Source organism: Thermostichus sp. OS-CIW-31, from assembly GCF_054060305.1.
This window is the reverse complement of sequence record NZ_JBSSDA010000035.1, coordinates 1-13881: the sequence shown is the minus strand read 5'-3', so window position 1 is coordinate 13881 and position 13881 is coordinate 1. Positions and strand designations below refer to the sequence as shown.

The window sequence follows — 13881 nt, the reverse complement described above, 5'->3', positions numbered from 1 at the left end:
CAACTTCCCGCTGGATTTGGCGGCGGTGGAGGTAGCGCCTGCGGTGCGTGGCTGATGGCCTGACCTGACGCTTCAACAGCATTGGTGGATCCCCCAGCTTGGTCTGGGGGATTTTTTTGTGGTTTCCCTAGCAACAAGAATGAAGTTTCGCCTACCCTCCAAGTGAAGAGGAACGGTTCGAGCCGCAGGGATCAGTGGGTGGCGCTCAGTTCCTTGGTTGGGCAGCATTGCAGAGCAGCAGGGCATCTGGATCCCAAAGGATCTGCCCATCAAGAGCCATTCTCCCCAACACCGGCATTCCTACTTGGGCTTCCAGGCGCGGGATCAAAGTTGCATCCAGCTTTTCCAAGGCTTGGGGATCCCCAGTTTCGGTCAGGGATCCAATCAGCACCCACCCCAAACCGCAGGCCTTGGCTTGGCGCAACAGGGCGGCAAAAGCGGCAGCTTGGCTCAGAGCAGTCTCCCGCTGCAGCGTCAGCAGCAAGCTCAACCCCCACGCATGGGCCAGATCCGCCCAGGTTTGGCCTGGCCCCAGGGGATCGGCAACGCTGCCCGGCAAAACCAGTAGGGGATCTTTTTCTCCTGCCCACTCGGAGATTTGTTGCCAGAGGGCCTTTAGCTGAGCTTCCGAAGGGTTGGGATCCACTCTGAGCCGGCCCCAAGGGCGTTGAACCACCTGCTGCCAAGCGTCGGCCACTGCCGTAGCTCCTGGGATCCCCGGCCAGGTGTTGGCCACCATCACCTTCATGGCTCTGCCTCCCATAGGGCGAGAAACTCCGGCTGGATCTCGAAGCCAAACACCAAAGCCATATCCCGCAGCATGGAGACGGATCCCAGGTTCTGCTGCTTAAACCACCGCATCAACACAAAGATCTTCTGGTAGACAAAGATCTCCAACGCTTCTGGGTTGTAAACAATGCCCTCCCGAGGGTTGAATTGGTGGGGCACCATCATAGCCGCGTAACGGGCGAGTTCTCCTTGGCGCCAATTGAGAAAGTAGGGCATCCAGGGGTAGACCGTATCCCACCGAATAAACCACAGGCGCACCTCCGGGATCTCGGACAGCTCCCGTGGATCCTCAGGGCTGCGCGGCCAATCGATGGCGCATTGCACCTGCTGGGCAGCACGCACGGGATCGGCCATCAAGGTTTTCACCAGCTCATGGCCGGGGGTGAGATCCAGAGTTTGAATGGCCTTGGCAGGAAGGTAGAGGGTAATCGGCACGGCAACACAGCTATCTGGCTTGCAAATGCAGCTTATCTCAGCTCTGCTCTGTCTTGCTCGCCACTGGGATCCCTAGACGGGTGAGATCCAGGGCAAAACCTGCCGTTACCAAAAACACTTGGTCGGCCAGGGGAGCCAGCCTTTGGGTCAGTTCCCCCATCCGATCCCGAAACCGCCGCCCCAGTGGGTAAGCGGGCACCACCCCCCAGCCCACTTCTTCAGACACCAGGAGGATCTCCCCTCTATGGCTTTGCAAGGTTGCCAAGAAGGATTGCACCAAGGGATCCCATTCTGAAGAGGGACAGTCTAGGCCCTGCGCCACCCATCCCCCCAGCGAATCCACCAGCGCACAACAGGGCTGGGGCAACTTTTGCAGTTCTGCCCCCAAGTCCCTCCCGGTTTCCCAAGTCTGCCAACTGGAAGGCCGCCGTTGCCGGTGCTGTTGAACGCGCTCTGCCCATTCTGGATCCGTCTTGGGATCGGGTTTCGGCCCGGTAGCCAGGTAGATAACCGGCAAGCCCGAAGCCGCAGCCAAACCCTCTGCCAGCCGGCTTTTGCCAGAGCGCACAGGGCCGCAGATCAGCACAATCGCCATTGGGTAGAATGGAAATCCACTGACGTTTGAGTCTAACCTCGACAACAGCCTGCTGAAGTCCTCAGCCGAGTGGTACCCGGTCAATCCTGAGGCTGAATCTCTATGCCCATCCGAATCGAGCACGCTGCCCAGCTGGAAGAGAAAACCTATTTTGCTCACGCCGGTTTAGAGCCTTTTCCTCTGCTCACGATTGGCTCCCTAAGCTACGGATATGAGTTTTTCCTTCATTGGATGGGAGAGTCATCCCGCGTCAAGATTGGACGTTGCACTTCGATTGCAGGAGGGGTGCATTTTTTCGTAGGGTACGAGCACCATACTGACTGGGTTACTACTTACCCTTTCACCCATTTACCTGATTCCTGGCGAGAGCTTCGTGCTTTGAAAGGGCACCCTGTAACTCGCGGAGATATTGTTGTTGGCCATGATGTTTGGATTGGCTATGGCGCTAAGATTCGCTCGGGGGTAACCATTGGAAATGGAGCAGTTGTTGGAATGGGTGCTGTGGTAACTCGAGATGTCCCCCCTTATGCCATTGTTGCGGGCGTGCCAGCGAGGGTGGTTCGCTACCGTTTTGCACCTGAAGTGATCGAGTGGCTTATCCAACTTGCTTGGTGGGATTGGCCCCTTGAAGCCATACGCCAGGCAGCACCTCTTCTCTGTCGGCCACTAGATCAGGAAGCAATGTCAGGGCTTTCTCAGATCAAGCAAAGCCTTCTTGCTGTTTGAAACTACTTGAGAAATTCCCCGCAGGCTAAGATGAGAGTTGGTTACGCTTGAAAAAACAATCTCGAATAACCTGACTGTACTTCAGGCTCAAAAGCCCGACCATGACAGATCCCAAGCCGATATCTTCGCCTGAACACAAGGCTGCTTCGGCCTCTTTTCGATCTCCTCAACCGCTCTGGCTCAGCCTAGCGCTGGGGATCACCACTGCTCCCGTTTTGTTGGGCTTGGTCTTGGCAGATCGGGCCGGGAAATGGCTGGGATCCCTGAGCTGGGAAGATCCGGGTTGGTGGCTGGGGGAGCGGCTGCCCAACTTAGACAGCGCCCCGCTACAGGCCCATGAGCAACAACGCAAAAACTCTGCCCCGGTCGAGAACCCCTAGCTTCTCTGTCACTTTCGTATCATAGGAAAGCGAACTAGCAGCAGGAGTTAACAGCCTTTGCGTAGACCGGCCAAACCGTCTCAGGAGTTCGCCTCCACATTCTCGGGGGTGCTGTTCTGGCTGAGCGCGTTTCTCTTCACAACGGTGTTGAGTGCTTGTCTGGGCTACCTATTTGGTCAGCGAGCTCTATCGGGGGTTTCTTCTCCCGTCACCGGCGCCGGTCGGGCTTCTCCTTCCCGCGAAGTTCGGGATCCCCGTACTGTGCCTTTGCTGAACGAGGCTGAGGTAATTGCAGCAGCCGAAGCCAGCCTTCGTCCGTCCCCAACTCCCACCCCCCTCTTTACCCCAGCACCCACGCCGGTTGCAACTCCCACTCCAACACCCACCCCCAGATTGTCTCCTGAATTGGCGGCGGCCCCGTCGCCAACTCCTCGCCCCGCCACCCCATCTCCTCCACCTTCTCGTTCCCGTCAGCAGGACGGAGTTCCTGCCCCGCCGGCGCCCACACCACCTCCGCCCCCCCTACCAATTGCCGCCGGTGGACAGGTCTCTATGCAGGTGCTCTCGGTTCGTCGCGAGGGAAGCCAAGTGGTTCTGAATGTAGCTATGCAAAACAACTCGGCAGAGACGGTGCGCTTTCTCTATAGCTTCCTGAACATTACTGACGACAATGGACGGTCAATCAACGCGCTCACCCAGGGTTTGCCGGGGGAGCTGCCCCCCAATAGCCAAGTCTTCCAGGGAACCATCCGCATCCCAGCCTCGAGCCTAGCCGGATCCCGATCCCTGTCCCTGAGTTTGGCTGATTACCCCAGCCGCCGCCACCGAGTGGGAGCCAGTGGGATCCCAGTGCCGCCGTAACACCCCTCTTCCTTTAGCTTCAGACCACAGATCCGGTCACGTAGCGTTGCGGAGCAACAGGAGCAACAAAGTTTGTACGGGGAACATGAGGTGGAGTTGAGAAGAGGTGCCTAGCCCAACCTTTGAACAGCCTGAGGAAATCCGAGCGCTTTTTGACCGCATTGCTCCCCACTATGACTCCCTCAACCAAACCTTGAGCCTGGGCCTCCATCAGGTTTGGAAGCGTATGGCCGTGCGTTGGTCGGGCGCCAGCTCAGGAGGATATGTGCTGGATCTGTGCTGTGGAACCGGTGATCTGGCTCTGCAGTTGGCCCGCCGAGTAGGACGAAGGGGACATGTGGTGGGCCTAGATTTCTCTCCCGCCATGCTGGCGATTGCCCGGCGTCGCTCCCGGCTCTTCCCTGGCTACTCCCTGGAGTGGGTTTTGGGAGATGCCTTGGCCTTACCTTTTCCCGACAGTAGCTTCGATGCCATTACCATGGGCTACGGCTTGCGCAATGTAACCGATATTCCCCAAGCCTTGCGAGAGATTAGGCGAGTACTGAAGCCAGGACGTCGTGCCGCCATTTTGGATTTTCACCGCCCCACAGGGATCCCTCTTTGCGAACAATTTCAGCGCTGGTACTTGAACACTCAGGTGGTTGCCCAGGCCAAAACTTTGGGACTGGGATCCGAATATGCCTACATTGATCCCAGCCTAGATCGCTTTCCCTCTGGAGAAGAGCAACGACAAATGGCCCTGCAGGCAGGGTTTGCCATTGCCAAGTTCTACCCCCTAGCGTGGGGCATGATGGGGGTACTGGTGATTGAGAAGTTTCGTATTGTTCCATTAATTCCACTTCCCCGAAGGGAAGCGACTCCCCCCGATTATAACCCTTGTCCAGAGCGGGATCCAGGGGCCTAGATCGACAGGGTCTCGTTTAAGGACTCCGTCCCGCTGGCGCGAAAGGACTCCGTCCCGCTGGCGCGAACGGCTGCAATTTCCCCTTATTTTTCTCTGCCGAGAGGCCTGAAACCCTTGCCCAGAGCGGGATCGACCGGGTCAACGGAAGAATCAGGGTTTGAGGCTTGTCGCCGACCCTGTCGCTAACCATGTTGGTGTAGAAATTAACATGGATCCCTGTGTGGAGGTTGCTGGGGAGCTGCTCCTGAGACGCTGAAGCAGAGGGCCAATGGGGCGAAAAAAGGACTCCGTCCCGCTGGCGCGAAAGGCCTCCGGCCCGCTGGCGCGATGAGAGGCTAGGGAGCAACGACATAACGATCCTGCGAGAGGCGCTCGTTGCCTCCCCACCTTGCTGGTTTGCTCTGGCTGCAGACAGATGTGAAGACTGGGCTTGGGACCCAATTTTTGGGTAAAACTCCCTAGGTAAAAATTACTACAAGCCACCACAAGAGCTGGGATCCCCCTCTGGAAAGCTTGGGAAACCCTAAATTCCTGGGGACTTGCTGGGTGGGCTTTCTTCGGTTACCGCTTGCCTACGGCGATCGCCAATGCCGCAGTCACCGCAGCATTCCGGTCGCTTGAAGTCGTCCCAATGGATGCAAGCCCGGCAGCCTTTCAGCATTTCTGGCCAGCGCTCTCGAATCAACAGTTGCCGCAGCCTGACTTCCCGTGATTCCTGAAAGGGGTTTTGGAATTGAACCATAGCTTTTGGGTTTCCCAGCTCTCTTAATCTGGTATAAAAGCAGATTTGAGTTTGGGATCGAGAAACATCAGTATAGCTTAAGGTTTGTGGTGGCCCAATCTTTTTTGCCAGTTTAAGACATTCGAGACAGACCAATCTGCTTTTATTCATCACCTTGGGAAAAGATCTACCAAAAAATGTAAACAGGTCATATAAAACTTAACTCATTTTTTCTCCGCTTAAAACAAAGGTGGGATCCAATGCCAGCAGCATTTGAGTCCGACCGCGGTGTTCCAGGCGGTTCACCGCCGATTGAATCACCTCCACATGATGAGCCCGCACAGCGGCCAGGCCGGCAGAAAGGCCGTAGAGCCCATCCAAAGAGTTGGTCGTCGCCACGACCCGCCCGTTGGGGCTGAGATGGCTCCAGCAGGCTTCCAAGATCTCGCGTAGGGGGTGGCCTCCCTCAATGCAGATGCGATCCGGTGCCGGAGAAAGGTGTTGCAGACAATCGGGGGCAGTACCTTGAATCACCTGCACGTTGGTGAGGCCAAATTTCTCGCAATTGCTCTCGATTAGGCTGACTACCTCGGCATCTCGCTCGATGGCAATCACGCGAGCTTTGGGGCATAGAACAGCCGCTTCAATGGCAATTGTGCCGGTTCCGGCGCCGATATCCCACAGGCAGTGGTTCTCTCCCAGGCGCAACTGGCTTAGCACCAACACGCGCACCTCACGAGGGCTCATCGGGATCCCTGGGATGCGTTCAAAGGCAGAGTCTGGGATCCCTGGGGTGCGGTAGGGCCAAGAGAAGGCGGCTGACATGGGTAAAGTACCGTTGCAGAGGAAGTTTGTCTATACATATCCCTCAGCATAGAGCGAATGCTCAACAGGCCATCTCCAACCTGATAGGGGTGCCGCTTCTCCCGCCCAATCATTGCCCAGATGGGCACCACAAACGCCCTCTGAGCTCAACGGAGTGGTTGGAGCAATTCCCAACCGGCAAAGCTGCAGTCCAAAACCAAAATGATCCTGCCCCCTTGAGGAATCGAGTTGGACGCTATTGGAAGTTCTGGAGATAAGCGGGATCCCTTTTACCCAAGAGCTCATTTTGCGCCGGATGTAGCTGGTGCTGCCGGAAAAAGTTGTAGTTGGGGCAATGTTCAGTACAAGAGGATCTTAAGAACGCTTCCTTGAACTGGAGCCTATCAAACCATCCATCCAAAGAATAAGCTTTGCTCGCAGATACAGCCAAATCTCATCATTTGCCCGCAACAGGAATAGAACATATAGGCTCAATACGACGAAAACACACAGGTTCCCTAAAAAAGTGTAGGTTTGGATAATTTGATCGGTGCTCCAGCCAAAGTCGTAGTTTAGGCGGTTCATATCCCCCCTGGCATCTCCTTGGCCGCCCAACAAAGTTCCCCAGGGAACCTCGGCCAATCCCAGTCTGATGCTGTGCCATTCCCAAAAGCTTCTCCACAGGCTGCTGCTCGCGATCCCCAGCACGACAAATCGCCAAAAATCCCATCGCCAGCGATCTGGCAAGGGAAAATAAAAGCTGGCCATCAGAAAGGTGCTGAGATAAAATTCTCCTCCAACGCCGCTAAAGACAAACAACATCTCCCAGGTGCGATTGGGCATCAGCCAGGTCATGTAAAACTGCAATAGAGCAAGAAAGATGGCCAGCACCTGCAGCCACCCAATCCGCTCCTTGCGGGCTGACCAGAAGAGTAGAATCAGTAAAAAGAGGATTCCAAAATACACAAAGGGATCCCTCTGCGAGCTAACGCTTGTCCAGCCGATGGGCAGAGGCAAAGCCCGATACCCGCTCCACCAGGCGACGGTGGCATGGCCAAATTCGTGGATCCAAATGTGAAGAGGCAAATGCAACAACTGCAACAAGCCTATGTTGTTCACCATCAGGGCCACCGCAAACGCAGCCGGGTAAGCCCAGGCGTTGACTGCCCAGTTATCGAAGGAAAACCGATCCCAACGCTGCCGGGATCCCAGCTTTAGGCTCTGCCGCCAGAGCAAGCGTGAGCCGCGGAAAGCGCAAATCTCCACTTGATCCAGCCGTGGGATCCGCAGTTGCTTCAAGATCAGAAACAGTTGGGCAGCAGCAACTTGGGGGGAGAGCGCAGGCTGGTACAGGGATCCCAGCAGGTGGACGTGCAGGGTCTCGTCGGCAAAGTCTACTCGGGCACACCAGCGACGCCGCAGCAGCTCCATCCGCACAACCTGCACAATCGACTGGGCGTGTCCAGCTCGGGCCAGGGTTAGGAGATCCGGTGGCCTGGGCATCCCAAGATACCTCGCCGGAGAACAAGCAGGAAGAAGAAGGGGCGAGCCTCTACCCATCATCCCCCAGCCCTGCAGGCAAGAGCGGAATTGCGCTCCTTCCCAGGCTGCTCCGAAAGCAGGTTGGTATAGTTGCAGGTGTGGGGAGTGGATGGAAGGTCATGCCCGAATTTGGCAAGCCGGGGTCAAGGCAGATATGGGGGGCGATGCTGCTGTTGAGCTTGGCGGGGGCAGGGCTGTTTCCCCCGGAATCTGTCCAGGCTCAGGCGATTACAGCCCCAGGTTTATCGCGCATTGAGCGTTGGTACTACGACCCCCAGCAGGGGCGGCTGGAAGTTAACACCCAGGGCGAGGTGCGGCCTTTTCTGTTCGTGCTGCAGAATCCGCCTCGGGTTGTGCTGGATTTTCCCAACACCCGCTTCGGACGGGAGCCCCAGACCCAGACCTTTGCAGGCCGTGTCACCTCTCTGCAGATTAGCCAGCTTACGGATACCATTACCCGCTTTGTGCTGTATCTGCAGCCGGATCAGCCTCTCAGCCTCAACCAACTGCAACTGCTCACTGCCGGCCCCTCCCGCTGGGCTGTTCAACTCACCCAGGCCGCTCCCCCTTCGCCGCCGTTTCCCCCCTCATCTGCCGGCTCATCAGCTCCCATCCCACTGCCCCAGAGCCAAGCTGTCGGATCCCCCCCACCCCTGCCTGTCTCCCGCTCCGGCCATCAAATTTTAGAGGTATCCCCGCAAGCAGAAGGCTTTTTCATCCGTACCCAAGGCAGCCCCTCCACTACGGTGCGGCGCATCCTCGATCCGGATCGGGTAGTGGTGGATTTTCTCAACACCACCCTCAGCCCTGCCCTCACCCAGCGAGCTTATGTCATCAACCGTCTGGGGGTTTCGCGGCTGCGTATCGGGCAGTTTGAGCCCACCGTTGCTCGGGTAGTGCTGGATGTGGATTCCTCCGGTGGCGACTGGGAAGCCCGCTACGACCCACAGCGAGGTGGGATCTGGATCCAGCCTGCCGGGGGTGCTGCCCAGGCCAGCCTTTTGCCCGAGGTCAGCTCTGTCAACAGCAGTGGGCCGCTGGCCACGTTGCAATCGGTTCAGCTCCAGGGCAACCAGTTGATCATCAGCGCCGATGGATTCATGTTCTACCGGGCCGGCTGGGATCCCGAGAGTGGCGGCTACCGCATCAATGTGGCGCCGGCGCGCCTGCCCCAGTCTATGCCGGATCCCGGCTTGCCGGTTGGAGGGCCGGTGGAGCGGATCCGCTTTGTCCAGGAAGATGCCCGCACGGTCAGCATTCTGGTGCAGCCCGCCGAGGAGTTCAATGTCTTCGAGCCCAACCCCGGCCAGGGATCCCGCCGCATTACCTTGGAGCTGCGACCTCTGAATGCTCCTCCACCAATACCTCAGCCGCAGACGCCCGGCCCTGCCTCCCCTTCCACCCCCCAATCTCTGAACCGGACGGTCATTGCCATCGACCCCGGCCACGGGGGACGGGATCCCGGTGCCATCGGGGTAGATGGGATCCAGGAGAAGGACATCGTGCTCTCCGTTGCCCACCAGGTGCAACGACTGCTGCAGGAGCGGGGGTACGGGGTGGTGATGACCCGCACCGATGACCGGGAAGTGCTGCTGCAACCGCGGGTGGATATGGCCGTTCAGGCCAATGCTGCCCTGCTGGTGAGCATTCATGCCAACGCCCTGGATCGCTCCGGCATTCACGGCATCGAGACCTATTACCTGCGACCCGATAGCGCCGAGCTGGCCGCCATCTTGCACCGCAGCTTGGTCAGGGCCACCGGTGCTGCTGACCGGGGGGTGAGACGAGCCCGCTTTTTTGTGGTGCGGGAAACACCTGTGGGTATGCCCTCCGTGCTGCTGGAGTTGGGATACGTAACCAACCCAACCGAAGGGCGAAAATTGGCTACTGCCGAATATCAGGCTCTCTTGGCGCGGGCCATTGCCGATGGCATTGAGACTTTCTTGCGCAGTCGCTAGCCGTTGGCTGAGCTTGTTCATGTCTATCGGATCTCTCAATTGATCCTTAATTGAAATTGATCGAATTGACGATCCAGTTGGCCCAGTTGATCTCAGAGGGAAGGCAGGGAATCTGTCGCCGAGATTCTCGAAAGCAGGGTAGGATACAGCAGCTTAGGCCAAGGTGTTGAGGAGAACGGAGCATGCAGTGGGAGTGGAAATCAGAGCCAGATCCCAGTTGGCCAATTGGGGTGTTTGACAGCGGCTTGGGCGGGCTGACGGTTTGGCGAGCCTTACGCCGCCGGCTCCCCCAGGAACGGCTCATCTACTTCGGCGACACAGCGCGGTTGCCCTATGGGGAACGCTCGCCAGAGGAGATCCTGGCCTTTGTGCGGCAAATTCTGACATGGATGCAGGCACAGCCGGTGAAGCTGGTGGTGATGGCCTGCAATACCAGCTCGGCCTTGGCTCTGGACCACGTGCGGCAGGAGTTTGCCCTGCCCGTTCTGGGGTTGATCCTACCCGGCGCCCAGGCAGCACTGGCCCAAGGATCCCGCATTGGGGTGCTCGCCACGGTGGCCACGGTCAAGAGTCGCGCTTACTCAAGAGCCATTCAAGAGTACAGCGCTCTGGATCCCAAACGTTTTCCGTACCCCGTTTACTGTTGGGAGCAGGCCTGCCCTGAGTTCGTCCCTCTCATTGAAGCCGGATGGCTGGATAGCCCTGCTCTGCGACAGGCGGCTGAACGCTACCTGCAACCGCTGTTGCAACAGGGGATCGATACTCTTGTCTATGGCTGTACTCACTACCCCCTGCTGGATCCAATCCTGAAGCCTTTGCTGCCGTCCTCGGTCAAACGGGTAGATCCAGGGATGGCGCTGGTGGGATCCCTGGCCCGCGAATTGAGCTTATGGGGCTTGCGCCGCCCCTCGACCGCTGCCCAGGAGGAACCCCACCGTTTCTGTGTGAGCGGGGATCCAGAGCGATTTGCCCAGTTGGCCACTCCTTGGTTGGGCTTTCGGCCCCAGGTAGAGCGGGTGGAATTGCCGGCTTTCCTCCGTCCCTGAACGCCTCTCTTCTTGGGGAAAAGATTGGGGGCCCCTCAACGGGTCATCACCTGCAAGGGGAAGCGCTCCGCCAGCTCCCCCTCCACTTTGGGAAGCCATTCCTCTTGGAACACCCACACCTGCCCCTGCTGCACGCGGCCATCGGGGTTTTGCGTCAGCTCCAGCCAGTACATAAATTGGTTTCCCCGCAGCACCACCCCTTGGATGGCAAGGGCCAAGGTATAGCCCGGACTGCTTGCCAGAGCTTCTGGGGACGGGTAGCGAATCACCTCCACCGCCTGATCCAGATCGGCGGCGATCTCCGGCCCATAAACGTCGCGAATGGCTCGAAAGAGATCCTCTGCTGTCAGTCCTTGGGGGCGAAAGAACGTCATCCGCTCCGAGCGAATCGTCTCCCGATCCAGCGGGTTGATGATCCGTCCTGGCGGAGCCACCGAGGCCAAGAACGTAAAACGGGATCCATCCGGCTCCACTCGGTTGATGTTCAGGGTTTCGCCCGGACGGGGCCGCAGCACAGGATTGTCCCTCACCCAGGCCGCCACCTGATCCGGAGATTGCCCGGGGATCCCCCAAGCTGCCAACTGAAGGCCCGTCGCCCAACAGGCCATTGCCAAACCGGTTCCTTGCACCCAACTACCCCAGAGAGCCCTTGTTGGCTTTACACCCAAGACCGGCCAGCGATTGCAACGCACGTTCCCATTCCTCCGGGCAAACAACACAAAAACACCACAGTAGAATTAGAGAGACTAAGAGATAAATTGAGCGGGCATGGGCAGATCCATCCTCGATGCAAGCGCCCAACAGTCTTGCCCCTCCCCACTGTACCTGAAGATGTCGGCGCGCCTGTTGCGTCTGAGCGCGAGCATTGCGGCCAATGGTTGCAAAGATCCCTCGGCAAGATGCGCAGATCCCCGGCGGCTTATCCGCCAAAACGTAAAAAGTATCTTAAGATCAACGGTAAGCAAATCTCATACGCACTAGGTCAGCACCTCAGGAGGTAACCGATGGCTCTCGTTGCAATGCGGACGCTGCTGGATCATGCCGCCGAACATGGCTACGGCATTCCTGCCTTCAACGTCAACAACATGGAGCAGATCCAAGCAATCATGCAGGCAGCCCATGAAACCAACAGCCCCGTTATCCTGCAAGCCTCTCGAGGGGCACGCAAGTATGCGGGCGAGAACTTTCTGCGGCACCTGATCCTGGCGGCAGTGGAGACCTACCCCCACATCCCCGTCGCCATGCACCAAGACCACGGCAATAGCCCGGCTACCTGCTATTCCGCCATCCGCAACGGCTTCACCAGCGTCATGATGGATGGATCCCTCAAAGAAGATGCCAAAACCCCGGCCAGCTACGAGTACAACGTGGCCGTGACCTCCGAGGTGGTGAAAGTGGCCCACGCAATTGGGGTAAGCGTGGAAGGAGAACTGGGCTGCCTGGGATCCCTGGAAACGGGCCGTGGGGAAGCGGAAGATGGCCACGGCGCGGAAGAGGCGCTCAGCCATGACCAACTCCTCACCGACCCCGACCAAGCGGTGGACTTTGTGGAGCGAACTCAGGTGGATGCGCTGGCCGTAGCCATTGGTACCAGCCATGGCGCCTACAAGTTCTCCCGGAAGCCCACTGGTGACATCCTCGACATGGAGCGCATTGCTGAGATCCACCGCCGCCTGCCCAACACGCACCTGGTGATGCACGGTTCCTCCTCGGTGCCCAAGGAGCTGATCGACATCATCAACGAATACGGCGGCTCCATTCCCGAGACTTACGGTGTGCCGCTGGAAGAAATTCAGCGGGGCATCCAAAATGGAGTGCGCAAAGTAAACATCGACACCGACAACCGCCTGGCCATCACGGCTGCCGTGCGCCGCGCTCTGGCCGAGAATCCGAAAGAGTTTGACCCCCGCCACTTCCTCAAGCCTTCCATCAAGGAAATGCAAAAAGTCTGTGCTGAGCGCTACATTGCCTTCGGCTGTGCTGGCCATGGCACCAAAGTTCCGGTGGTTACCTTGGATGAGATGGCAGCCAAGTATGCTTCTGGAGCTTTGGCGGCTCAGGTGAAGAAGACCGTTGCGGTCTAGTCCCCACATCCTGCAAGAACTCTGGAATGCTTGCCGGGGCGCTTCCAGGGTTTTCCTTGGAGATCAGCTAGGTCACTGGACTCAGATTGGACAAATAGGGGGATCCAGCTGGGATCCCCTTTTGCTTTGGAGGAACTTGATGCGTTTTGGGGGTCAGGCAGCTTTTGCCGCAGAACGTTTTTCCGTCTCAATTTGATGGTTCAGCAACGCCAAGCTTAGGCAGTCCAACAGTTCCAGGTCAGCCTCAGAGTAGCGCCGCTGAAAGAGCAGCTCATTGATGCGGTTCTCTTGGCCCAAGCTGAGGAAGCTGCTGCGGAACACCTGCTCCACGATTTCTTGGATGCTGGAGGGCAGAGTAACAGAGTCAAGACTTGTATTCATGGCTGGTTCTGTTTGAGAGATGGTTTTTGAAGGGAGAAGACTATCTTTGCCAAGAGGTGAGGTAGCGCTGCTCGATGTCCTGCAGGGAAAGATGGGAAGCCCTGGGCCGCGGCTCATTCACGGAGGAGACATCGTTCTGCCACTTGAGGGATACTCCCAGCAGTGCTCCCAAAGAGAAGCTCTCGCTCAATAGGGCTGCTATGCGGTAAGTACGGTAGTCCAGGGTTAGATCTTCACTGACTTGCATCTGTGTTTCCTCCGTATTTCTAACGTTCATGCCCCTATCATAGCCTCGAGATCAGTGGAAGTACAGAGAAACATCGAGGATTTGCGTAGGCAATTTGTACGTTTCTTCTACGCGATTTGGCGGATATCGGTGGGATCCCAGGGGTCTTTGGGGCGGGTTCAGGGTTGAGTCAGGGATCCCAGCCCAGCAGAGCACAGATGTCCGCAGCCAGGGTGGCGGCGTTGAAGGGTTTGCCGATGAGGCCATTGGCTCCAAGCTGAGCCAGAGAGGAGGGTGAAACTGGGAAATTGACATCCTCCCCGGCCTGAAGGCCGGAGATTCCTACCACGCTGCGCATGGATGGCTCCTTGCGCAGTCGTCTCGGCGGGTTCCTGCTTCCGACCGCCCGTGCAGTTCGATCCACAGGCC

17 protein-coding genes are annotated in these 13881 nt (G+C 57.9%); 7 read left to right on the top strand and 10 right to left on the bottom strand.

Annotation, left to right across the window (positions count from 1 at the left end; translation table 11 throughout):
• Positions 1 to 205: 205 nt before the first annotated feature.
• Genes ACVWY9_RS13780 through cobU form a run of 3 tightly spaced genes read right to left on the bottom strand, consistent with a single transcriptional unit; the run spans position 206 to position 1819 of the window.
• Positions 206 to 748 (bottom strand): hypothetical protein, encoded by a 543-nt coding sequence (locus ACVWY9_RS13780; protein WP_457388975.1) that lies wholly within the window; start codon positions 746 to 748, stop codon positions 206 to 208.
• Positions 745 to 1224, bottom strand: a complete 480-nt coding sequence (locus ACVWY9_RS13775; RefSeq protein WP_011432033.1) for a CRR6 family NdhI maturation factor — start codon at positions 1222 to 1224, stop codon at positions 745 to 747. Before ACVWY9_RS13775 ends, ACVWY9_RS13780 begins: the two co-directional genes overlap by 4 nt.
• Before the next feature lie 37 nt (positions 1225 to 1261).
• On the bottom strand, positions 1262 to 1819 hold the full coding sequence (cobU, locus tag ACVWY9_RS13770) for a bifunctional adenosylcobinamide kinase/adenosylcobinamide-phosphate guanylyltransferase (protein ID WP_414331153.1): 558 nt from the start codon (positions 1817 to 1819) through the stop codon (positions 1262 to 1264).
• A 102-nt stretch (positions 1820 to 1921) separates the two neighbouring features.
• Here cobU and ACVWY9_RS13765 point away from each other — a divergent pair, with 102 nt between their 5' ends.
• The 4 genes from ACVWY9_RS13765 to ubiE all read left to right on the top strand — a co-directional run bounded on the left by ACVWY9_RS13765 (position 1922) and on the right by ubiE (position 4690).
• Positions 1922 to 2545, top strand: a complete 624-nt coding sequence (locus ACVWY9_RS13765) for a CatB-related O-acetyltransferase (RefSeq protein ID WP_414399320.1) — start codon at positions 1922 to 1924, stop codon at positions 2543 to 2545.
• 101 nt (positions 2546 to 2646) lie between these two features.
• Entirely contained in the window at positions 2647 to 2925 is a 279-nt protein-coding gene (locus ACVWY9_RS13760) for a hypothetical protein (RefSeq protein WP_457388972.1), read from the top strand.
• Between the two features lie 147 nt (positions 2926 to 3072).
• Complete coding sequence (locus ACVWY9_RS13755) at positions 3073 to 3786, top strand: hypothetical protein (RefSeq protein WP_457388971.1); 714 nt, start codon at positions 3073 to 3075, stop codon at positions 3784 to 3786.
• A gap of 106 nt (positions 3787 to 3892) precedes the next feature.
• The gene (gene ubiE, locus ACVWY9_RS13750; RefSeq protein ID WP_457388969.1) at positions 3893 to 4690 is read left to right on the top strand and encodes a bifunctional demethylmenaquinone methyltransferase/2-methoxy-6-polyprenyl-1,4-benzoquinol methylase UbiE; all 798 of its coding nucleotides are present in this window, start codon (positions 3893 to 3895) and stop codon (positions 4688 to 4690) included.
• 523 nt (positions 4691 to 5213) lie between these two features.
• On the opposite strand, the gene ACVWY9_RS13745 is transcribed toward ubiE, so the two are convergent.
• The 3 genes from ACVWY9_RS13745 to ACVWY9_RS13735 all read right to left on the bottom strand — a co-directional run bounded on the left by ACVWY9_RS13745 (position 5214) and on the right by ACVWY9_RS13735 (position 7718).
• Positions 5214 to 5432 (bottom strand): hypothetical protein, encoded by a 219-nt coding sequence (locus ACVWY9_RS13745; protein ID WP_414332184.1) that lies wholly within the window; start codon positions 5430 to 5432, stop codon positions 5214 to 5216.
• 198 nt (positions 5433 to 5630) lie between these two features.
• Positions 5631 to 6236, bottom strand: coding sequence for a precorrin-6Y C5,15-methyltransferase subunit CbiT (cbiT, locus tag ACVWY9_RS13740; RefSeq protein WP_414332185.1), 606 nt, complete (start codon positions 6234 to 6236; stop codon positions 5631 to 5633).
• Positions 6237 to 6590: 354 nt separating this feature from the next.
• Entirely contained in the window at positions 6591 to 7718 is a 1128-nt protein-coding gene (locus ACVWY9_RS13735; protein WP_457388966.1) for a hypothetical protein, read from the bottom strand.
• A 203-nt stretch (positions 7719 to 7921) separates the two neighbouring features.
• Between ACVWY9_RS13735 and ACVWY9_RS13730 the strand changes: the two genes are divergently transcribed.
• Together ACVWY9_RS13730 and murI are read left to right on the top strand one after the other, a co-directional pair.
• The gene (locus ACVWY9_RS13730; protein ID WP_457388964.1) at positions 7922 to 9715 is read left to right on the top strand and encodes an N-acetylmuramoyl-L-alanine amidase; all 1794 of its coding nucleotides are present in this window, start codon (positions 7922 to 7924) and stop codon (positions 9713 to 9715) included.
• Positions 9716 to 9897: 182 nt separating this feature from the next.
• Complete coding sequence (gene murI, locus ACVWY9_RS13725) at positions 9898 to 10761, top strand: glutamate racemase (RefSeq protein ID WP_011432024.1); 864 nt, start codon at positions 9898 to 9900, stop codon at positions 10759 to 10761.
• 35 nt (positions 10762 to 10796) lie between these two features.
• Here the strand turns inward: murI and ACVWY9_RS13720 are convergent, their stop codons facing one another.
• The gene (locus ACVWY9_RS13720; protein WP_011432023.1) at positions 10797 to 11390 is read right to left on the bottom strand and encodes a hypothetical protein; all 594 of its coding nucleotides are present in this window, start codon (positions 11388 to 11390) and stop codon (positions 10797 to 10799) included.
• Positions 11391 to 11765: 375 nt separating this feature from the next.
• Between ACVWY9_RS13720 and fba the strand changes: the two genes are divergently transcribed.
• A complete protein-coding gene (gene fba / locus ACVWY9_RS13715; RefSeq protein ID WP_011432022.1) occupies positions 11766 to 12845 on the top strand; it encodes a class II fructose-bisphosphate aldolase in 1080 nt (359 codons plus the stop codon).
• A gap of 153 nt (positions 12846 to 12998) precedes the next feature.
• Here fba and ACVWY9_RS13710 read toward each other — a convergent pair whose 3' ends face one another.
• The 3 genes from ACVWY9_RS13710 to ACVWY9_RS13700 form a co-directional block, all read right to left on the bottom strand.
• Positions 12999 to 13226 (bottom strand): hypothetical protein, encoded by a 228-nt coding sequence (locus ACVWY9_RS13710; RefSeq protein WP_011432021.1) that lies wholly within the window; start codon positions 13224 to 13226, stop codon positions 12999 to 13001.
• 40 nt (positions 13227 to 13266) lie between these two features.
• Positions 13267 to 13473 (bottom strand): hypothetical protein, encoded by a 207-nt coding sequence (locus ACVWY9_RS13705; protein WP_011432020.1) that lies wholly within the window; start codon positions 13471 to 13473, stop codon positions 13267 to 13269.
• A gap of 169 nt (positions 13474 to 13642) precedes the next feature.
• Positions 13643 to 13810 carry a response regulator gene (locus ACVWY9_RS13700; RefSeq protein ID WP_414426320.1) on the bottom strand — a complete coding sequence of 56 codons (168 nt, stop codon included), beginning with the start codon at positions 13808 to 13810 and terminating at the stop codon, positions 13643 to 13645.
• Positions 13811 to 13881: the final 71 nt, after the last annotated feature.

Coding starts and splice junctions, on each gene's coding strand:
- ACVWY9_RS13780 (WP_457388975.1), bottom strand. CDS start 748: ATGAAGGTGATGGTGGCCAACACCTGGCCGGGGATCCCAGGAGCTACG.
- cobU (WP_414331153.1), bottom strand. CDS start 1,819: ATGGCGATTGTGCTGATCTGCGGCCCTGTGCGCTCTGGCAAAAGCCGG.
- ACVWY9_RS13765 (WP_414399320.1), top strand. CDS start 1,922: ATGCCCATCCGAATCGAGCACGCTGCCCAGCTGGAAGAGAAAACCTAT.
- ACVWY9_RS13760 (WP_457388972.1), top strand. CDS start 2,647: ATGACAGATCCCAAGCCGATATCTTCGCCTGAACACAAGGCTGCTTCG.
- ACVWY9_RS13745 (WP_414332184.1), bottom strand. CDS start 5,432: ATGGTTCAATTCCAAAACCCCTTTCAGGAATCACGGGAAGTCAGGCTG.
- cbiT (WP_414332185.1), bottom strand. CDS start 6,236: ATGTCAGCCGCCTTCTCTTGGCCCTACCGCACCCCAGGGATCCCAGAC.
- ACVWY9_RS13735 (WP_457388966.1), bottom strand. CDS start 7,718: ATGCCCAGGCCACCGGATCTCCTAACCCTGGCCCGAGCTGGACACGCC.
- ACVWY9_RS13730 (WP_457388964.1), top strand. CDS start 7,922: ATGCTGCTGTTGAGCTTGGCGGGGGCAGGGCTGTTTCCCCCGGAATCT.
- murI (WP_011432024.1), top strand. CDS start 9,898: ATGCAGTGGGAGTGGAAATCAGAGCCAGATCCCAGTTGGCCAATTGGG.
- fba (WP_011432022.1), top strand. CDS start 11,766: ATGGCTCTCGTTGCAATGCGGACGCTGCTGGATCATGCCGCCGAACAT.
- ACVWY9_RS13710 (WP_011432021.1), bottom strand. CDS start 13,226: ATGAATACAAGTCTTGACTCTGTTACTCTGCCCTCCAGCATCCAAGAA.
- ACVWY9_RS13705 (WP_011432020.1), bottom strand. CDS start 13,473: ATGCAAGTCAGTGAAGATCTAACCCTGGACTACCGTACTTACCGCATA.
- ACVWY9_RS13700 (WP_414426320.1), bottom strand. CDS start 13,810: ATGCGCAGCGTGGTAGGAATCTCCGGCCTTCAGGCCGGGGAGGATGTC.